Genomic DNA, 13983 nt, shown 5'->3' on the forward strand with positions numbered 1-13983 from the left:
ACCCAACGGCTAAAGCCGTGGGCTTGCAACTAGCCTAATTGGCTGCCGCGTTCGGCTGGTTGACAGCAGCCCTGCGGATGTTTTCCGCAGCCACGTTGTCGGCAGGGGCAGCGTACCCACAAGCTCGACAACAAAACTGATCCCTTGACGGTCTGTTTTCTTTGGCCACATGTCCGCAAACCGGACAGGTGCGGGAAGTATTTTTTGGATGAACCAATACCACCGGCACGCCAGCGATCGCCGCTTTATACTCAATAAACTTTCTCAACTGATAAAAAGACCAAGAAGAGTGTTGACGACGCTGTTGCTTTTTAACCGTTTTCTCGGTGCGTTGGCGGATGCCCTTTAAATCTTCAAGGGCAATGCCGCATCCGAGTGCCTTTGCCTTTTCAACAATCTTCTTGCTAATGCAGTGGTTCACATCACGGGCAAATAGTTTTTCCTTCTTGGAACGCTTTTTAAGCAGGCGTTTCGCTGACTTGGTGCCTTTCTTTTGGAGTTTGGCGCGAAGTTTCGCATGGCGGCGGCGCAGCCCGTTGACCTTCGAGCCGGAAAATACCTCACCGGTGCTATCGACGGCGATATTAATGATGCCAAGGTCCACACCGATAAATCCGTTTTCGGAATTGGGCTGGCCTTCGGGAACGTCCACCACGAGCAGTAAATAAAAAATACCGTTTTGAAGGACTAAATCGGCTTGACCCCGAACACGGTTGCCGCACAGCAAATCTTGATGGTAGCGGCTAATGACCATAGGGATTTCCATTCTTCCTTGCAAGGTAAGGATGGAAGCATACTCTAACCCTTTAAAGGACAGGATTCTTTCATCATACACGATGGCACCGGTTTCTTTAAAGTTATGCAAGGTTTTTTTATCCAAACGATAGCTTTCCGACACTTTGCCGATGGCACGAACGGTCATTTGGGCAGAGAGGCCAAATTTTTCCCTGACGTCATAGTAGCAAAGCCGCTGGATTTTCGTTTTGGAAAAGGTTCTGGAGCGAAAAGCAATCTCGCTAATATAGTTGCATGCTTGGTTAAACCGTTTCATTGTTTCCAGCAGCGCATGAAACTGTTCAAGAGTTGGCATTAATTTAATCTTGAGAGTGCAGAGCATTCTTGATTCACCTACCTTTCTAAATCCAGTGTACTTATATTGAACAAAAAATTCAGTATATACTGAAAATATAAACCCCGCCTTCCTCCCACAGCTAAAGCAGTGGGCTTCCAGCGGATGTTCTCGTGAACTCTTCCAACGGAAAACGTGGCGGGACGCAGTCACACGCATACGTCCGCGCTCCCCCATACAGGCAAAAAAGGACAGCAATGCCAAGAACCCAACACCAGCATCGTTTCATTAAACCACCTTTTTTATATTAGTCGCATCAAAAGGGCAGGTGGTTACGCATTAGCCCCTTTCGCGAGTTCCTCGAGCCGCTTTAACGCTTCCTCCTTATCGAAAGAACTGTACCAGCGGTCATTGTGCACATCTAAAATGCGGTAATGCTTGCTGATAATATTTTGCTGAAGGCGAAACGGACCCATCCGCTTAATTTCTCTCCACCATACTTTTCCGCCGAGAGTCTTTCCTTTTGGCGCATCAATTTCTTCATGTGCGATCGTTTCAATCACTTCAAGCGGGCTATCGCCAAGCACCGATTCGATAATTTCGCTATCACGGAAAAGCGCGCATAACGCGACGACTTGCGTCCAGTTCGCCTGCGTCCGCCCTTTTTCAATTTGCACGAGCGTTTTTTTCGAAATCCCTAACACTTCCGCCATCTTATCTTGCGTATATCCTTTTTCAACACGAATTAACTTCATTTTGCTGGAGAGAAGATCGATTACTTCTTGTTTATCCATGGTTATCCCTTCTTTTGTTTACGTAATATAATTACTGTTACTCAAAAAAATTTCCCTTACAAGTGTAATCGTACAATTTTTAGATCTATTCGTAAATATGCTAATTGCCATTTTCTAGTGATGAAAAAAATAATCTCCCCCTCAACATGAGAAAGGAGATTATTTTTTCGGAAACGAAAACACTATTTTTTTCTCCTTTTCATCCCACATTAACGCTGCATCAAACGTTTTCTCTCCTTTTTTAAACCCTTTGATGACGTTCGTTTTCCCATGCTGCAAAAGCTTTTTTACATTGGCTTGCGAAATCGTTTTGCCAAGAATTCTTTTTGAAATCGTAAATGAGCATTTCGTCTTGGCATAATTGGCGCAGCCATAAAACTCGCCTTTGTCAATGACCATTCCGCCGCATAATTTGCATGTGCCGACTGGTTTTCCTAACGTCGCTTTCGATGTGGTGCGCTGAATTGATGCCGTATCGAATCCGGCAAAGTTCCAGTGCTGCGACGAGGCAAGCGCATCTTCGACGATTTTTTTCGATAATTTTTTTACTTGCTCCATAAAATGGGCCGCTGACGCCTTCCCTTCGCCGATTTCGCTTAGACGCTGCTCCCATTTCGCCGTCATTTCCGGAGAGGCTAAAATTTTTTCGCCAATCGCTTCGATGAGCACTTTCGCTTTATCGGTCGCATATACTTGATTTTTCTTTACTTCGATATAATTTCGCTCTTTCAGCGTCGTAATGATGGCGGCGCGCGTCGCTTCCGTGCCAAGACCTTCCGTTTTGGCAAGCACTTTTTCCAATTCTTCGTTATCTAAAAATTTCCCTGCCGTTTTCATCAGCGTAATCAGCTGACCTTCCGTATACCGCTTTGGCGGCTGGGTCTTTCCTTCTTTTATACGGACGTCCAGCACATCGCCTTGTTCGCCTTCACGGAGCGAGGGAAGAATCGCTTCCTCGCCCTCTTCCCGCTGGCTGATGACTTTCCGCCATCCTTCCTGGATTTGCTGCTTTCCTTTCGAAATAAACCGGGCGCGCCCATCAACAAGCGTGATAACGGTCGTATAGTCAAACACCGCCGCTTCGTAATGAGCGGCAATGAGACGCCGCACAACCAAATCGTAAATTTTCCGCTCATCCGCCGATAATTTCGCCGGATCGGCCACTTGCTCCGTCGGGATGATGGCATAGTGGTCGGTCACCTTTTTTTCGTTTACATATCGTTTGTTATGTAAAATAGACGCGTTGGGAAGCGGAAAAAACGGCTGGTACTCCGGAAACGCCCGCAATTTTTGCAAAATGTCCGGGAATGTTTCCGCCTCGCCTTTTGTCACATAATTCGAATCGGAACGTGGATATGACACAATTCCTTTTTGATACAATTTCTGCAAAATATCGAGCGTCTTTTTCGGTGAAAATTGATACACCTTATTCGCCGTTGCCTGCAAAGAGGACAAATTGAATAACAACGGCGGAAGAAACGTTTTTCGCTCCGTTTTTACTTCATTCACTTCTATCGGCTTGTTTCGGCAAAACTGAGCGATTTTTTGCGCCAGCTGCTCCTCCTTGATCCGCGTTTCTCCTTCTTCGTTTACCCATTTCCCTTCGTACTGCCTGCCATCAACGGCAAACGTTGCCACCACTTCCCAAAACGGTTCGGGACGAAACTGCGCGATTTCCTTTTCCCGTTTCACGATGAACGCGAGTGTCGGCGTTTGCACTCTTCCTACAGAAAAGACATCATTCATCCCTTTTTGCTTTAGCAAAATGCTGTAAACACGAGAAGCGTTCATCCCGACAAGCCAATCGGCACAGGCGCGCGCGTACGCTTCTTCATATAAATTTCTTGTTTCGGCTTCATCTAACAGCTGGCGGAATCCTTCGTAAATCGCTTTTGGAGTTAACGACGAAAGCCAAAGCCGCTTCATCGGCTTTTTCACACCGCTCATTTGAATAATATTGCGGACGATCAGTTCTCCTTCTCTTCCGGCGTCACCAGCATGGATAATTTCCGTCACTTCCGGTTTGCGAAGCAGTTCTTTCACAATCGCAAACTGTTTTGCTTTCGCTTTTTCTACCTCATATTGAAAACGCTCCGGAATGATCGGCAGCGCCTCGAGCTTCCATTGTTTCCATTCCGGACGATACCGTTCGGGCGGAACGAGCTGGAGAAGATGCCCGATCGCCCATGTCATATACGCTCCTTTCGGAAACAATTCATTTGGAAAAATTTCAATATATCCTTGATGTTTTTTCGTCTGAAAAATCGACGCCAATGTGACGCCTTGATCTGGTTTTTCGGCGATAATCACTTTCATGATGAATTACTCCTTGTTGTTCGTTGTGGATTACGGCACTTCATGTCCCATCGAGCTTTGCAAAATGTCAAACCACTGCTCGCGGCGAAGCGGCAGCATAAGCGCGCGCACCGTCAGCATGGTCAAACGTCGTAATTCCTTGTTCGAGGCAAAATTCAATAAGATCAAGTATCTGTTCTTTGGAATAATTCCACTCCGCTAGTCTCCATGATCCGTGAATAATGCGGGAGAAGGTTAAATCTTCTGCTAAACGTATTCTCTCCACAAAGTCCCCTCCTCTTCTTTATCGTACACATATACATTCCACATCGTTTCCGCCACTCCTTTCCTTGTATCGAGTAATCTTTTCGTTTTTGCGCATACTACGTAACAACGGAAAAAACAGGAAAGGAAGAGGCCGATGATGAAAAAACGATCGTATGTATGGTTGATTGTCATACTGCTGCTTATTCCGCTTCGAACGGATGCGGAAGAAACAAAAATCAATGCAAAATACCAATGGAATCTAGCCGACATTTACGTGTCGGAAGCCAATTTCAAACGCGACTATCAAGCAGTCGCCGATGCGTTGCCGAAACTGTCCTCCTATGAAGGCAAGCTTGCACGCGCTTCCAACGTCGCCAAACTATTTGCCCTTAATGAAAGGATAGCACGAAAGCTCGAAAAATTGTCCCTTTATGCTCACTTAAAACAAGATCTTAACATTGAAGACAAGACGGCCGCTCATCTAAAAGCGCAAGTGGAAACACTGATTTCCGACTATGCGGCAAAAACGGCGTTTATCGAGCCGGAACTGCTGTCGCTTTCCGAACGGACGCTTGCCAAGCTGCAAAAAAGCAAGCCGCTTAAGCCATACCGCTATTATTTTGAAGAATTGCGCGAACGGAAAAAGCATACTCTTTCCAAAAGAGAGGAACAGCTGCTCGCCAAGCTTTCTCCCATCATGAGTGATCCGGAAAACATTTATAACAATGCCGCGCGCGGCGATTATGACCCGCCTTCTGTGCGCACACCGGACGGAAAAACGGTTTCGTTGACGGATGAAAACTATACAAAAGCGCTTGAACATCCGGATCGCAACTATCGCAAGCGGGCGTTTCAAACGCGTTTTCAAAGCTATGAAACGATCGAAAACACATCCGCCGCCACGTTATACGCATCTGTGAAAGCGGACGAACTGTACGCGAAAGCGCGAAAATACAAATCTGGGCTCGATGCGGCACTATCGGCCGATGATGTGCCAAAACAAGTGTTTACCAATCTCATTTCTACCGTCAATACTCACTTGCCGTCACTGCATCGCTATGTCGAACTGCGCAAAAAGGCGCTCGGCGTCGACCGTGTCCACACTTACGATATGTCTGTGCCGCTCGTTGAAGAGACCATCGCGAAAAAAATGAAGTTTCCGTTCGAAACGGCGCAATCGCTCATCCTTGAAGGGCTGAAACCGCTCGGAGACGACTACATCCAAAACGTGCGGCGCGCTTTCGAACAGCGATGGATTGACGTCTATCCGCGCCCAAAAAAATATACGGGCGGCTATAATACGGGGGCGTACGACACCCATCCGTTTATTTTGCTCAACTACGACGGGTCGCTCGATGGCTTGCTGACGACCGCCCACGAAATCGGGCATGCGATGAATTCCGTCTATACAAACAAAACGCAGCCATACCATTATTCTAGACAATCGATTTTTACCGCGGAAGTCGCTTCCACCGCCAACGAATGGCTGATGATGGATTATTTCTTAAAGCAAGCAAAAACGGACGAAGAAAAGCTGTATTTGCTCAACCAGCAAATCGATCAAATTCGCGGCACATTATATACGCAAGTAATGTATTCCGAATTCGAACAAGCGATTCATGACAAAGTGCGGCAAGGCGGGAGCTTAACCGCAGCCGAACTGAACGAGCTTTGGCTTCGCCTGTTGAAAAAATATTACGGCCCTGCCTACGCCGCCGATCCGGAAACTGCGCGCGGCTGGCTGCGCATTCCGCATTTTTATGATGCGTTTTACGTATACAAATACGCAACCTCGCTCGCCGCTTCCTTTGAGCTTGTCAAGCAAATGAAAGCGGATGAAACCGGAGAGGCGACTAAACGCTATCTGCAGTTTTTGCGCTCTGGAACATCCGACGACCCGATCCGCCTTTTACAAAAAGCGGGAGTGGATATGACATCACCGAAGCCGCTCGAGAACCTGCTTTCTTATTTCGATTCGCTCGTCCGCGAAATGGAACAGCTGTTGAAAAAACAAGGAAGACTGTAACCGGAAATAAGTCTGGCTCCAAAAGGTTACTTTCCAAGCCTTTTCGAGCCAGCGCTTTTTGATCCAATCGACAAACAACATTTATTTTACTTTAATGCGGAAAACATAGCTGCCGTCTCCTTGTTTCCTTTGGCCATAGCTGCTCAAACTATTAAGATTACCAAAAAGACAAAAAATACCGATTCATCCCCTACCTACGCTTCGCTTAGAGGTGAGGGTCTTCTCGGCAAAAAAGATAAACCGAAAAAAGGCCACCGCGTATAGTCTTGCGGTGACCTTTCATCATGCCTATCGAAAATTAATGCTCCGTATCTCCCATCTTTTCAATCTTCTCTTTCACTTTCCGAATTTTCTCCATTTTGTTATCCCAACATGCTTGGCTTAAATCGACGGGATATTGCTCGGGATTCATCGTCCGCTTGTATTCGTCCCAAAGCAATTTTAAATTTTCTTTCGTGAATTGTTGAATTTCTTTTAGCGGAGGAGAAGTATATACGAGTTTTCCATCTTGGAAAATGGTATGATGCAAATCTTGCGCTTCAAAATTTGTGACAAATTTACTAATAAATGTATAAACAGGATGGAACATTTTCAGCCGTTCCTCTTTTTGCGGATTTTCGCTTTCAAGCGCAATATAGTCTCCTTCCGCTTTTTTGTTGATTTTATTAATAATGCGGTACACCCGTTTCAACCCAGGAGTTGTCACCTTTTCCGGGTTGCCGCTGATTTTAATTGTATCGACCATATTCCCGTTTTCATCCTCAATAGCGACTAATTTGTAGACAGCTCCTAAAGCTGGCTGATCGTAAGCGGTAATTAATTTCGTGCCGATTCCCCATGCATCGATTTTCGCCCCTTGGGATTTTAAATTAAGAATCGTTTCCTCATCTAAGTCGCTCGAAGCAAAAATTTTCGCATCTTTAAACCCGGCTTCATCTAACATTTTTCGTGCTTCTTTTGATAAATACGCTAAATCGCCGCTATCGATGCGTATGCCAATAAAATTAATTTGATCGCCTAGTTCTTTGGCCACTCTAATAGCATTTGGCACGCCTGATTTTAATGTGTCATACGTATCTACGAGAAACACGCAATCTTTATGGCGGCGCGCATATTTATGGAATGCGACATATTCGTCTTGATATGCCTGAACCAACGCATGAGCGTGCGTGCCAACAACCGGGATGCCGAAAAGTTTTCCTGCACGCACATTGGAAGTCGCTTCAAAACCGCCAATGTAAGCGGCGCGCGCTCCCCACAGTGCAGCGTCCATTTCGTGCGCCCGGCGGCTGCCGAACTCCATCGCCATTTGATCGCCAAGAATTTGTTTAATGCGGGAAGCTTTCGTCGCAATTAATGTTTGGAAGTTGATAATGTTTAAAATCGCTGTTTCGATTAATTGCGCTTCAATTAATGGAGCTTCGACGCGAAGAATCGGTTCATTGCCAAAGACTAGCTCCCCTTCTCTCATCGAGCGCAACGTGCCTGTAAAACGAACGGTTTTCAAATATTCCAAAAAATCGTCCCGATACCCTAATTCCGAGCGCAAATAGTCAATATCGCTTTCTGTAAACCGGAAATTTTGCAAATATTGAATAACCCTTTCTAAGCCCGCGAACACCGCGTATCCGTTTCCAAAAGGAAGTTTTCGAAAAAACACTTCAAATACGGCTTTGCGCTGATGAATACCGTCTTCCCAGTACGTTTCTGCCATGTTGATTTGATACAAATCCGTATGAAGAGTAAAACTATCATCTGTATATTTTTGATGCATTGCATTACCTCCAAAAACTAGTCAGTTTTAATCCGCTTGTCCAACACCAACACTTATTTTATTCCACTACTTCCGCGCCTAACGATTGTTTGAAGTGATCGAGCGCCCATTCGTGCCCGACAGGATTGAAGCTCGCAACCGCTTTTTTATGTACGACGATGCGAAATCCTTTGTTATACGCGTCGACCGCTGTATGAAGCACGCATATGTCGGTGCAGCAGCCTACCAAATGAACTTCTGTAATTCCTCGTTCCCTCAGTTTAATTTCTAAATCCGTGCCCGCAAATGCGCTATATCTCGTTTTATCCATCCAATATACGTTATCTTTATGCTTATTCGCCTGATAAACCGCTTCCAACTCTCCATATAACTTCCGGCCTTCTGTGCCTTCGATATTATGCGGCGGAAACAGTTTCGCTTCTGGATGATACGTGTCGCCGGCTTTGTGGAGATCAACCGCAAATACGACATAATCGCCATTTTCGATAAACTCTTTCGTAATCCGCACAAGCTCTGATTCGATTTGCTGCCCCGGCTTTCCGCAAGTAAGCGCGCCGTGATCGGCAATGAAATCAATCGTATAATCGATGTTTATCAATGCTTTTTTCATACGCAGCTCCCCCATTATCCGAATTTTCACGTGTGAATAATGCGCAAGATTATGCTCTGAGACGCGGCATATGTTGGCGCAGAGACACTTTCTTTAGCAGTATATCATTCTTAGTGTCGAATAAACGTGATTTAAATTTGCAACTAATACAAGTACAATTATATATCAATATTCTTAGAAAAATCGATATTTCTGACTTGAGTTCACGAGTTTAGGGATTTTTTTTCGAACAAATCGCTTTGTTATGATGAAGTTTGTTTATCTTTCACTAAGTTCAGACCATTTCCCCTCTCATTTCATAAAGGAGTGTCTGTGCAATGTCAATATGACGACGGATGCGTAGCGTTGTTTCAGAGAATGGACAGAAATAAAAGTAGGCCCGAAACAATATGCTAATTTACACCCTCTTATAAACACACTTTATTTTGCACAGCGATTAGTCTTAAAATAAAAAAACTTGAAAGGCTTGTAGCCAATCAAGGTAATTAAGGTTTATCACTCACTTTTTTTCGTATACGGTAATAAATAATTCTCCGTCATCTTCTTCAAACACTTCCACGACTATATTCCGTTCCGGGAATCGATCTTTCAAACTAAGTGTCCAAAATACTTTCAGAACATTGCCTAAAACCTTTATTTGTTCTTCTATATCCTCCTTTTCGTCAACATTATTATCTATTATTCTGCTACGGTAAACATGTCAAAGTTCCTTCGAAAATTGCCTTGTTTATGGAACAAGCTTTTTCATGCGGGGAACGATGGCGGTAAAGAGAATGATCAGAAAACCTAAACAAAAAATAGAAAAATACAGAAGAAAAGGTAATAATATATAGATAGCATCAATACGTGTAAGGCGATAGACCAAATAAAAACCCGCCGCCTTCCTTACATAGAAAGCGGCGGGGCTGTTTATCTTGTCTATCCATTTTCTGCGGCTTTGACCGCTTTTAGTTGTGTACGTAAAATCAATGATTGAATGATCGAGAAGCAGCCGCCGACAACCCAGTACAAAGATAGTGCGGACGGAACGGAATTTGCCCCGATAAAAATCATAATCGGCATGATATATGACATCATCGCCATTTGCGGCATTTGTTGTTCCGTCATTGATGGCGACAACCGCACCGAGATGAATGTCGCGAGGCTTGCCAAAATCGGCAAAATGAAGTAAGGATCGCGATGGCCGAGTTGCACCCATAAAAACGAATGGAGCTTAATTTCTTGGGTGCGTGAAATTGCGTAATAGAGTGCCATAAAAATCGGCATTTGAATAAACACCGGCAAGCAGCCGCTCGCAGGATGAATGCCATGTTTTTGATATAGCTGCATCATTTCCTGCTGGAGTTTTCGTTGTGTCTCGATATCATTGCCTTTATATTTCTCTTGGAGTTTTTGCAATTCCGGACGAAGCTTTTGCATCGCAATCGTTGTTTTATATTGCTTTAAGATCAGCGGCAACAAACAAAAACGAACGATTAACGTTAACACAATGATGGCAATCCCATAGTTATCTCCAAATAGATGCCCAAGCATTAAAAGCAATTTCGACATTGGGTAAACAAAATAATGATCCCAAATACCTTGGCTATGTTCGTCAATCGGCGCGTTGCGATTGCATCCGCTTAATAAAACAACCATTCCTAGTAATGTAAAAATCCATTTTTTCATAAGAGACCTCCTTATTGTTTCATCAATGTGCGAAGAATAAAAGAGGTCTCCTTCCTTCTTCATCGGATTGATAGGAATGTTCCCGTACAGGAATTTTCTGCTTTTGCGGCGTGAAAATTCGGCGGAGAGGGATCATAGCACGCGTAAAATATACGTGATCTTTTTCCCGCTCTGCACGTGCAAGTGTAACGTCATATAAAAAAGCTTTCGTTTGCCGGTATTCGGTGATATAACATCGCATCACAACAAGCAGTGCGCTGACAAGCGACACATACGTCAGCAAATCGAAGGGTGCTTCCACTCTCCCACCTCTTTTCTATCGGGAAAACTTTCTCGTACTAACCATAGCAAATTCCACCGAGAAAGAAAAGAAAAATATTTGTTCAAGTGATGCCAACTTTTCACAAGGCGTTTTCTCGATTTATGGCCGCATGAAGGATGCAAATAATTTCTCTTCTTTTGCCAATTTAGAAAAATAACCAGTTTCATCTTCGTCAAGGATATACGCTAGTTCGGCTTCCGCTTCTTGCATTCGTCCGAGCTTGGCCAAATAACACGCCCGTTGGTAATGTGCCGATAAATCCACTTCATCGAAACGAAGCCATTCTTCCACTACCGAAAGCGCCTTTTCTGTTTGTCCACGTTCATCATATGCCCGCGCCAACTCACTCATCAACTCTGGATCGTTCGGATGATGGCAAAGACCGTTCGCAAGCACATGAATCGCTTCGTCATAGCGCTGCTTGTCATTATACAGTGTTCCTAATGCCAAAATACTGCGATATAGCAGCGGATCGGTTTCGATTAATGAAAGAAAGATACGCTCCGCTTTCTCTTCCTGCCCATCATCGAGAAGCAATAACGCCTTTAACTCCAGCATCGACAAATCGTTTGGTTGCTCCTCCAAAAGCCGCTCGATCCACTCTTTTGCTTCTTTTCTTAACTTGCTGCTGTCCGCATTGACTAGCAGCATGACAAGCTTTCGCGCGACCTCCGCATTCCATTCGTATTTTAACGCTTTACGAAGCGTTTTCATCGGCATCATCGAACAACTCCCCCGCTTCGTAAAACTCAGCGAGGCGCTCATACGCTTCCATATTGCCGCGGTCTAGACGAATCGCTGTTTCATATAAATCGATGACGGAAGCAGCCGAGAAAAACTGTTTCGTCCATGCTTTTGCCCGCGTCCATATTCGTTTCGCGAGCGAACCTTCCTCTTCCTGACGCTGTGCGCTCATGACATACGAGGAAAGAGAAGAAGCGACATACATGTACACCAAACTTTTATCGTTGTTTTCCAGCTTCCATTTACGCAAGCGCTCGGCAATCTGTACGAATCCTTTGATAGTATGCAAAAATGCTTGAATATACGTGTCATATAGTTCTTCATTGCGGACATCTTGTTCGATGAGCCGTTCGATAATGGCTATGGCTTCATTTATCTTTCCTTCCTTTATTAATACTTTCGCATAATGGTGCAGCAACTCCGCATGATCGGAATCGATGCGAAGCGCTTGTTCAACTGCTTCTTTTTCTTTGTTGAGCTCACCGAGCATTCCGTATACATAGCCAAGGCTGTCATAATACCAAATATCGCCTGCTTGCGCACGTGCGGCTTCTATCGTCTCTATTAGCAAGGTTGGATCGTCAAACAGTCGTACGGCATTCTCTACATGGACGTCAACTACCCAACGGCTAAAGCCGTGGGCTTGCAACTAGCCTAATTGGCTGCCGCGTTCGGCTGGTTGACAGCAGCCCTGCGGATGTTTTCCGCAGCCACGTTGTCGGCAGGGGCAGCGTACCCACAAGCTCGACAACAAAACTGATCCCTTGACGGTCTGTTTTCTTTGGCCACATGTCCGCAAACCGGACAGGTGCGGGAAGTATTTTTGGGATGAACCAATACCACCGGCACGCCAGCGATCGCCGCTTTATACTCAATAAACTTTCTCAACTGATAAAAAGACCAAGAAGAGTGTTGACGACGCTGTTGCTTTTTAACCGTTTTCTCGGTGCGTTGGCGGATGCCCTTTAAATCTTCAAGGGCAATGCCGCATCCGAGTGCCTTTGCCTTTTCAACAATCTTCTTGCTAATGCAGTGGTTCACATCACGGGCAAATAGTTTTTCCTTCTTGGAACGCTTTTTAAGCAGGCGTTTCGCTGACTTGGTGCCTTTCTTTTGGAGTTTGGCGCGAAGTTTCGCATGGCGGCGGCGCAGCCCGTTGACCTTCGAGCCGGAAAATACCTCACCGGTGCTATCGACGGCGATATTAATGATGCCAAGGTCCACACCGATAAATCCGTTTTCGGAATTGGGCTGGCCTTCGGGAACGTCCACCACGAGCAGTAAATAAAAAATACCGTTTTGAAGGACTAAATCGGCTTGACCCCGAACACGGTTGCCGCACAGCGAACCTTGATGGTAGCGGCTAATGACCATAGGGATTTCCATTCTTCCTTGCAAGGTAAGGATGGAAGCATACTCTAACCCTTTAAAGGACAGGATTCTTTCATCATACACGATGGCACCGGTTTCTTTAAAGTTATGCAAGGTTTTTTTATCCAAACGATAGCTTTCCGACACTTTGCCGATGGCACGAACGGTCATTTGGGCAGAGAGGCCAAATTTTTCCCTGACGTCATAGTAGCAAAGCCGCTGGATTTTCGTTTTGGAAAAGGTTCTGGAGCGAAAAGCAATCTCGCTAATATAGTTGCATGCTTGGTTAAACCGTTTCATTGTTTCCAGCAGCGCATGAAACTGTTCAAGAGTTGGCATTAATTTAATCTTGAGAGTGCAGAGCATTCTTGATTCACCTACCTTTCTAAATCCAGTGTACTTATATTGAACGAAAAATTCAGTATATACTGAAAATATAAACCCCGCCTTCCTTCCACAGCTAAAGCAGTGGGCTTCCAGCGGATGTTCTCGTGATTTTATGAAGGTCGGCCCTCACCTTTTCCATGAGCATGACAATTTGTCGAATGGAGGCGACAGGGGTTTTCTCGTATGCTAATTCTTTCACGTCTGGATTTTTGATATCTGAGCCGATCGCATCCAGATACCTAGGCAAGTCTTCTAAATTTGTTGCGCTGGCCATCGTTGGAATGTCAATCGCCGCATTAATCGGGACAATTCCTTTTATTTCCGGATATGTTTCCGCCATATATAGGGTCAAGGTCCCGCCCATCGACAAACCTGTCACAAAAATGGTGTCGCAACGTTCTTTTAACCACTCATATCCGCTCTCGACCGATCGAATCCAATCTTCATATGTCGTTTGTTCCATGTCCTCATAATGCGTTCCGTGCCCTTTCAACCGCGGGCCGCAAACGGTATACCCCGCCTTTGCGTACGCCTCGCCTAACGGGCGCATGCTTTGCGTTGTACCAGTAAAACCATGGGAAACTAATATTCCTATATTGTTCCCTTCAAAATAAAACGGTTCTGCCCCTTTTAATACAGGATATTTTTCTTTCATC

General features: G+C 45.0%; 11 protein-coding genes and 2 pseudogenes. 1 reads left to right on the forward strand and 12 read right to left on the reverse strand.

Translation table 11 applies throughout. The features are described 5' to 3' along the window. Window positions 1-34 precede the first annotated feature (34 nt). From FNL97_RS09550 to FNL97_RS09565, 4 genes and pseudogenes are all read right to left on the reverse strand, one after another. Window positions 35-1117, reverse strand: coding sequence for an RNA-guided endonuclease InsQ/TnpB family protein (locus FNL97_RS09550; protein ID WP_012748984.1), 1083 nt, complete (start codon window positions 1115-1117; stop codon window positions 35-37). Window positions 1118-1401: 284 nt separating this feature from the next. Continuing rightward, on the reverse strand, window positions 1402-1863 hold the full coding sequence (locus FNL97_RS09555; protein WP_062678420.1) for a helix-turn-helix transcriptional regulator: 462 nt from the start codon (window positions 1861-1863) through the stop codon (window positions 1402-1404). Between the two features lie 159 nt (window positions 1864-2022). Further along, window positions 2023-4179 (reverse strand): DNA topoisomerase III, encoded by a 2157-nt coding sequence (locus FNL97_RS09560; protein WP_143415654.1) that lies wholly within the window; start codon window positions 4177-4179, stop codon window positions 2023-2025. Window positions 4180-4291: 112 nt separating this feature from the next. Further along, a pseudogene (locus tag FNL97_RS09565) lies at window positions 4292-4444 on the reverse strand (aldo/keto reductase); the annotation flags it as partial. A gap of 135 nt (window positions 4445-4579) precedes the next feature. Between FNL97_RS09565 and pepF the strand changes: the two are divergent. Further along, the gene (gene pepF, locus FNL97_RS09570) at window positions 4580-6451 is read left to right on the forward strand and encodes an oligoendopeptidase F (RefSeq protein WP_143415656.1); all 1872 of its coding nucleotides are present in this window, start codon (window positions 4580-4582) and stop codon (window positions 6449-6451) included. A 298-nt stretch (window positions 6452-6749) separates the two neighbouring features. On the opposite strand, the gene FNL97_RS09575 is transcribed toward pepF, so the two are convergent. From FNL97_RS09575 to FNL97_RS09605, 8 genes and pseudogenes are all read right to left on the reverse strand, one after another. Then, window positions 6750-8225 (reverse strand): nicotinate phosphoribosyltransferase, encoded by a 1476-nt coding sequence (locus tag FNL97_RS09575; RefSeq protein WP_143415658.1) that lies wholly within the window; start codon window positions 8223-8225, stop codon window positions 6750-6752. 58 nt (window positions 8226-8283) lie between these two features. Further along, window positions 8284-8835: a cysteine hydrolase family protein gene (locus tag FNL97_RS09580; protein WP_062678424.1), complete on the reverse strand. Its 552-nt coding sequence runs from the start codon at window positions 8833-8835 to the stop codon at window positions 8284-8286. 918 nt (window positions 8836-9753) lie between these two features. Then, complete coding sequence (yidC, locus tag FNL97_RS09585) at window positions 9754-10503, reverse strand: membrane protein insertase YidC (RefSeq protein WP_081188717.1); 750 nt, start codon at window positions 10501-10503, stop codon at window positions 9754-9756. Window positions 10504-10525: 22 nt separating this feature from the next. Next, window positions 10526-10804: a hypothetical protein gene (locus FNL97_RS09590; protein ID WP_062678042.1), complete on the reverse strand. Its 279-nt coding sequence runs from the start codon at window positions 10802-10804 to the stop codon at window positions 10526-10528. Between the two features lie 120 nt (window positions 10805-10924). Then, window positions 10925-11548 (reverse strand): tetratricopeptide repeat protein, encoded by a 624-nt coding sequence (locus FNL97_RS18455; protein ID WP_286173349.1) that lies wholly within the window; start codon window positions 11546-11548, stop codon window positions 10925-10927. After that, window positions 11523-12218 (reverse strand): tetratricopeptide repeat protein, encoded by a 696-nt coding sequence (locus FNL97_RS18460; RefSeq protein ID WP_286173350.1) that lies wholly within the window; start codon window positions 12216-12218, stop codon window positions 11523-11525. Before FNL97_RS18460 ends, FNL97_RS18455 begins: the two co-directional genes overlap by 26 nt. A 5-nt stretch (window positions 12219-12223) precedes the next feature. Then, window positions 12224-13306, reverse strand: a complete 1083-nt coding sequence (locus FNL97_RS09600; RefSeq protein WP_143415660.1) for an RNA-guided endonuclease InsQ/TnpB family protein — start codon at window positions 13304-13306, stop codon at window positions 12224-12226. 127 nt (window positions 13307-13433) lie between these two features. After that, window positions 13434-13982 (reverse strand): annotated as a pseudogene (locus tag FNL97_RS09605) (alpha/beta hydrolase); the annotation flags it as partial. Window position 13983: the final 1 nt, after the last annotated feature.

This window comes from Geobacillus sp. E263 (assembly GCF_007197795.1).
GTDB lineage: Bacteria > Bacillota > Bacilli > Bacillales > Anoxybacillaceae > Parageobacillus_B > Parageobacillus_B toebii.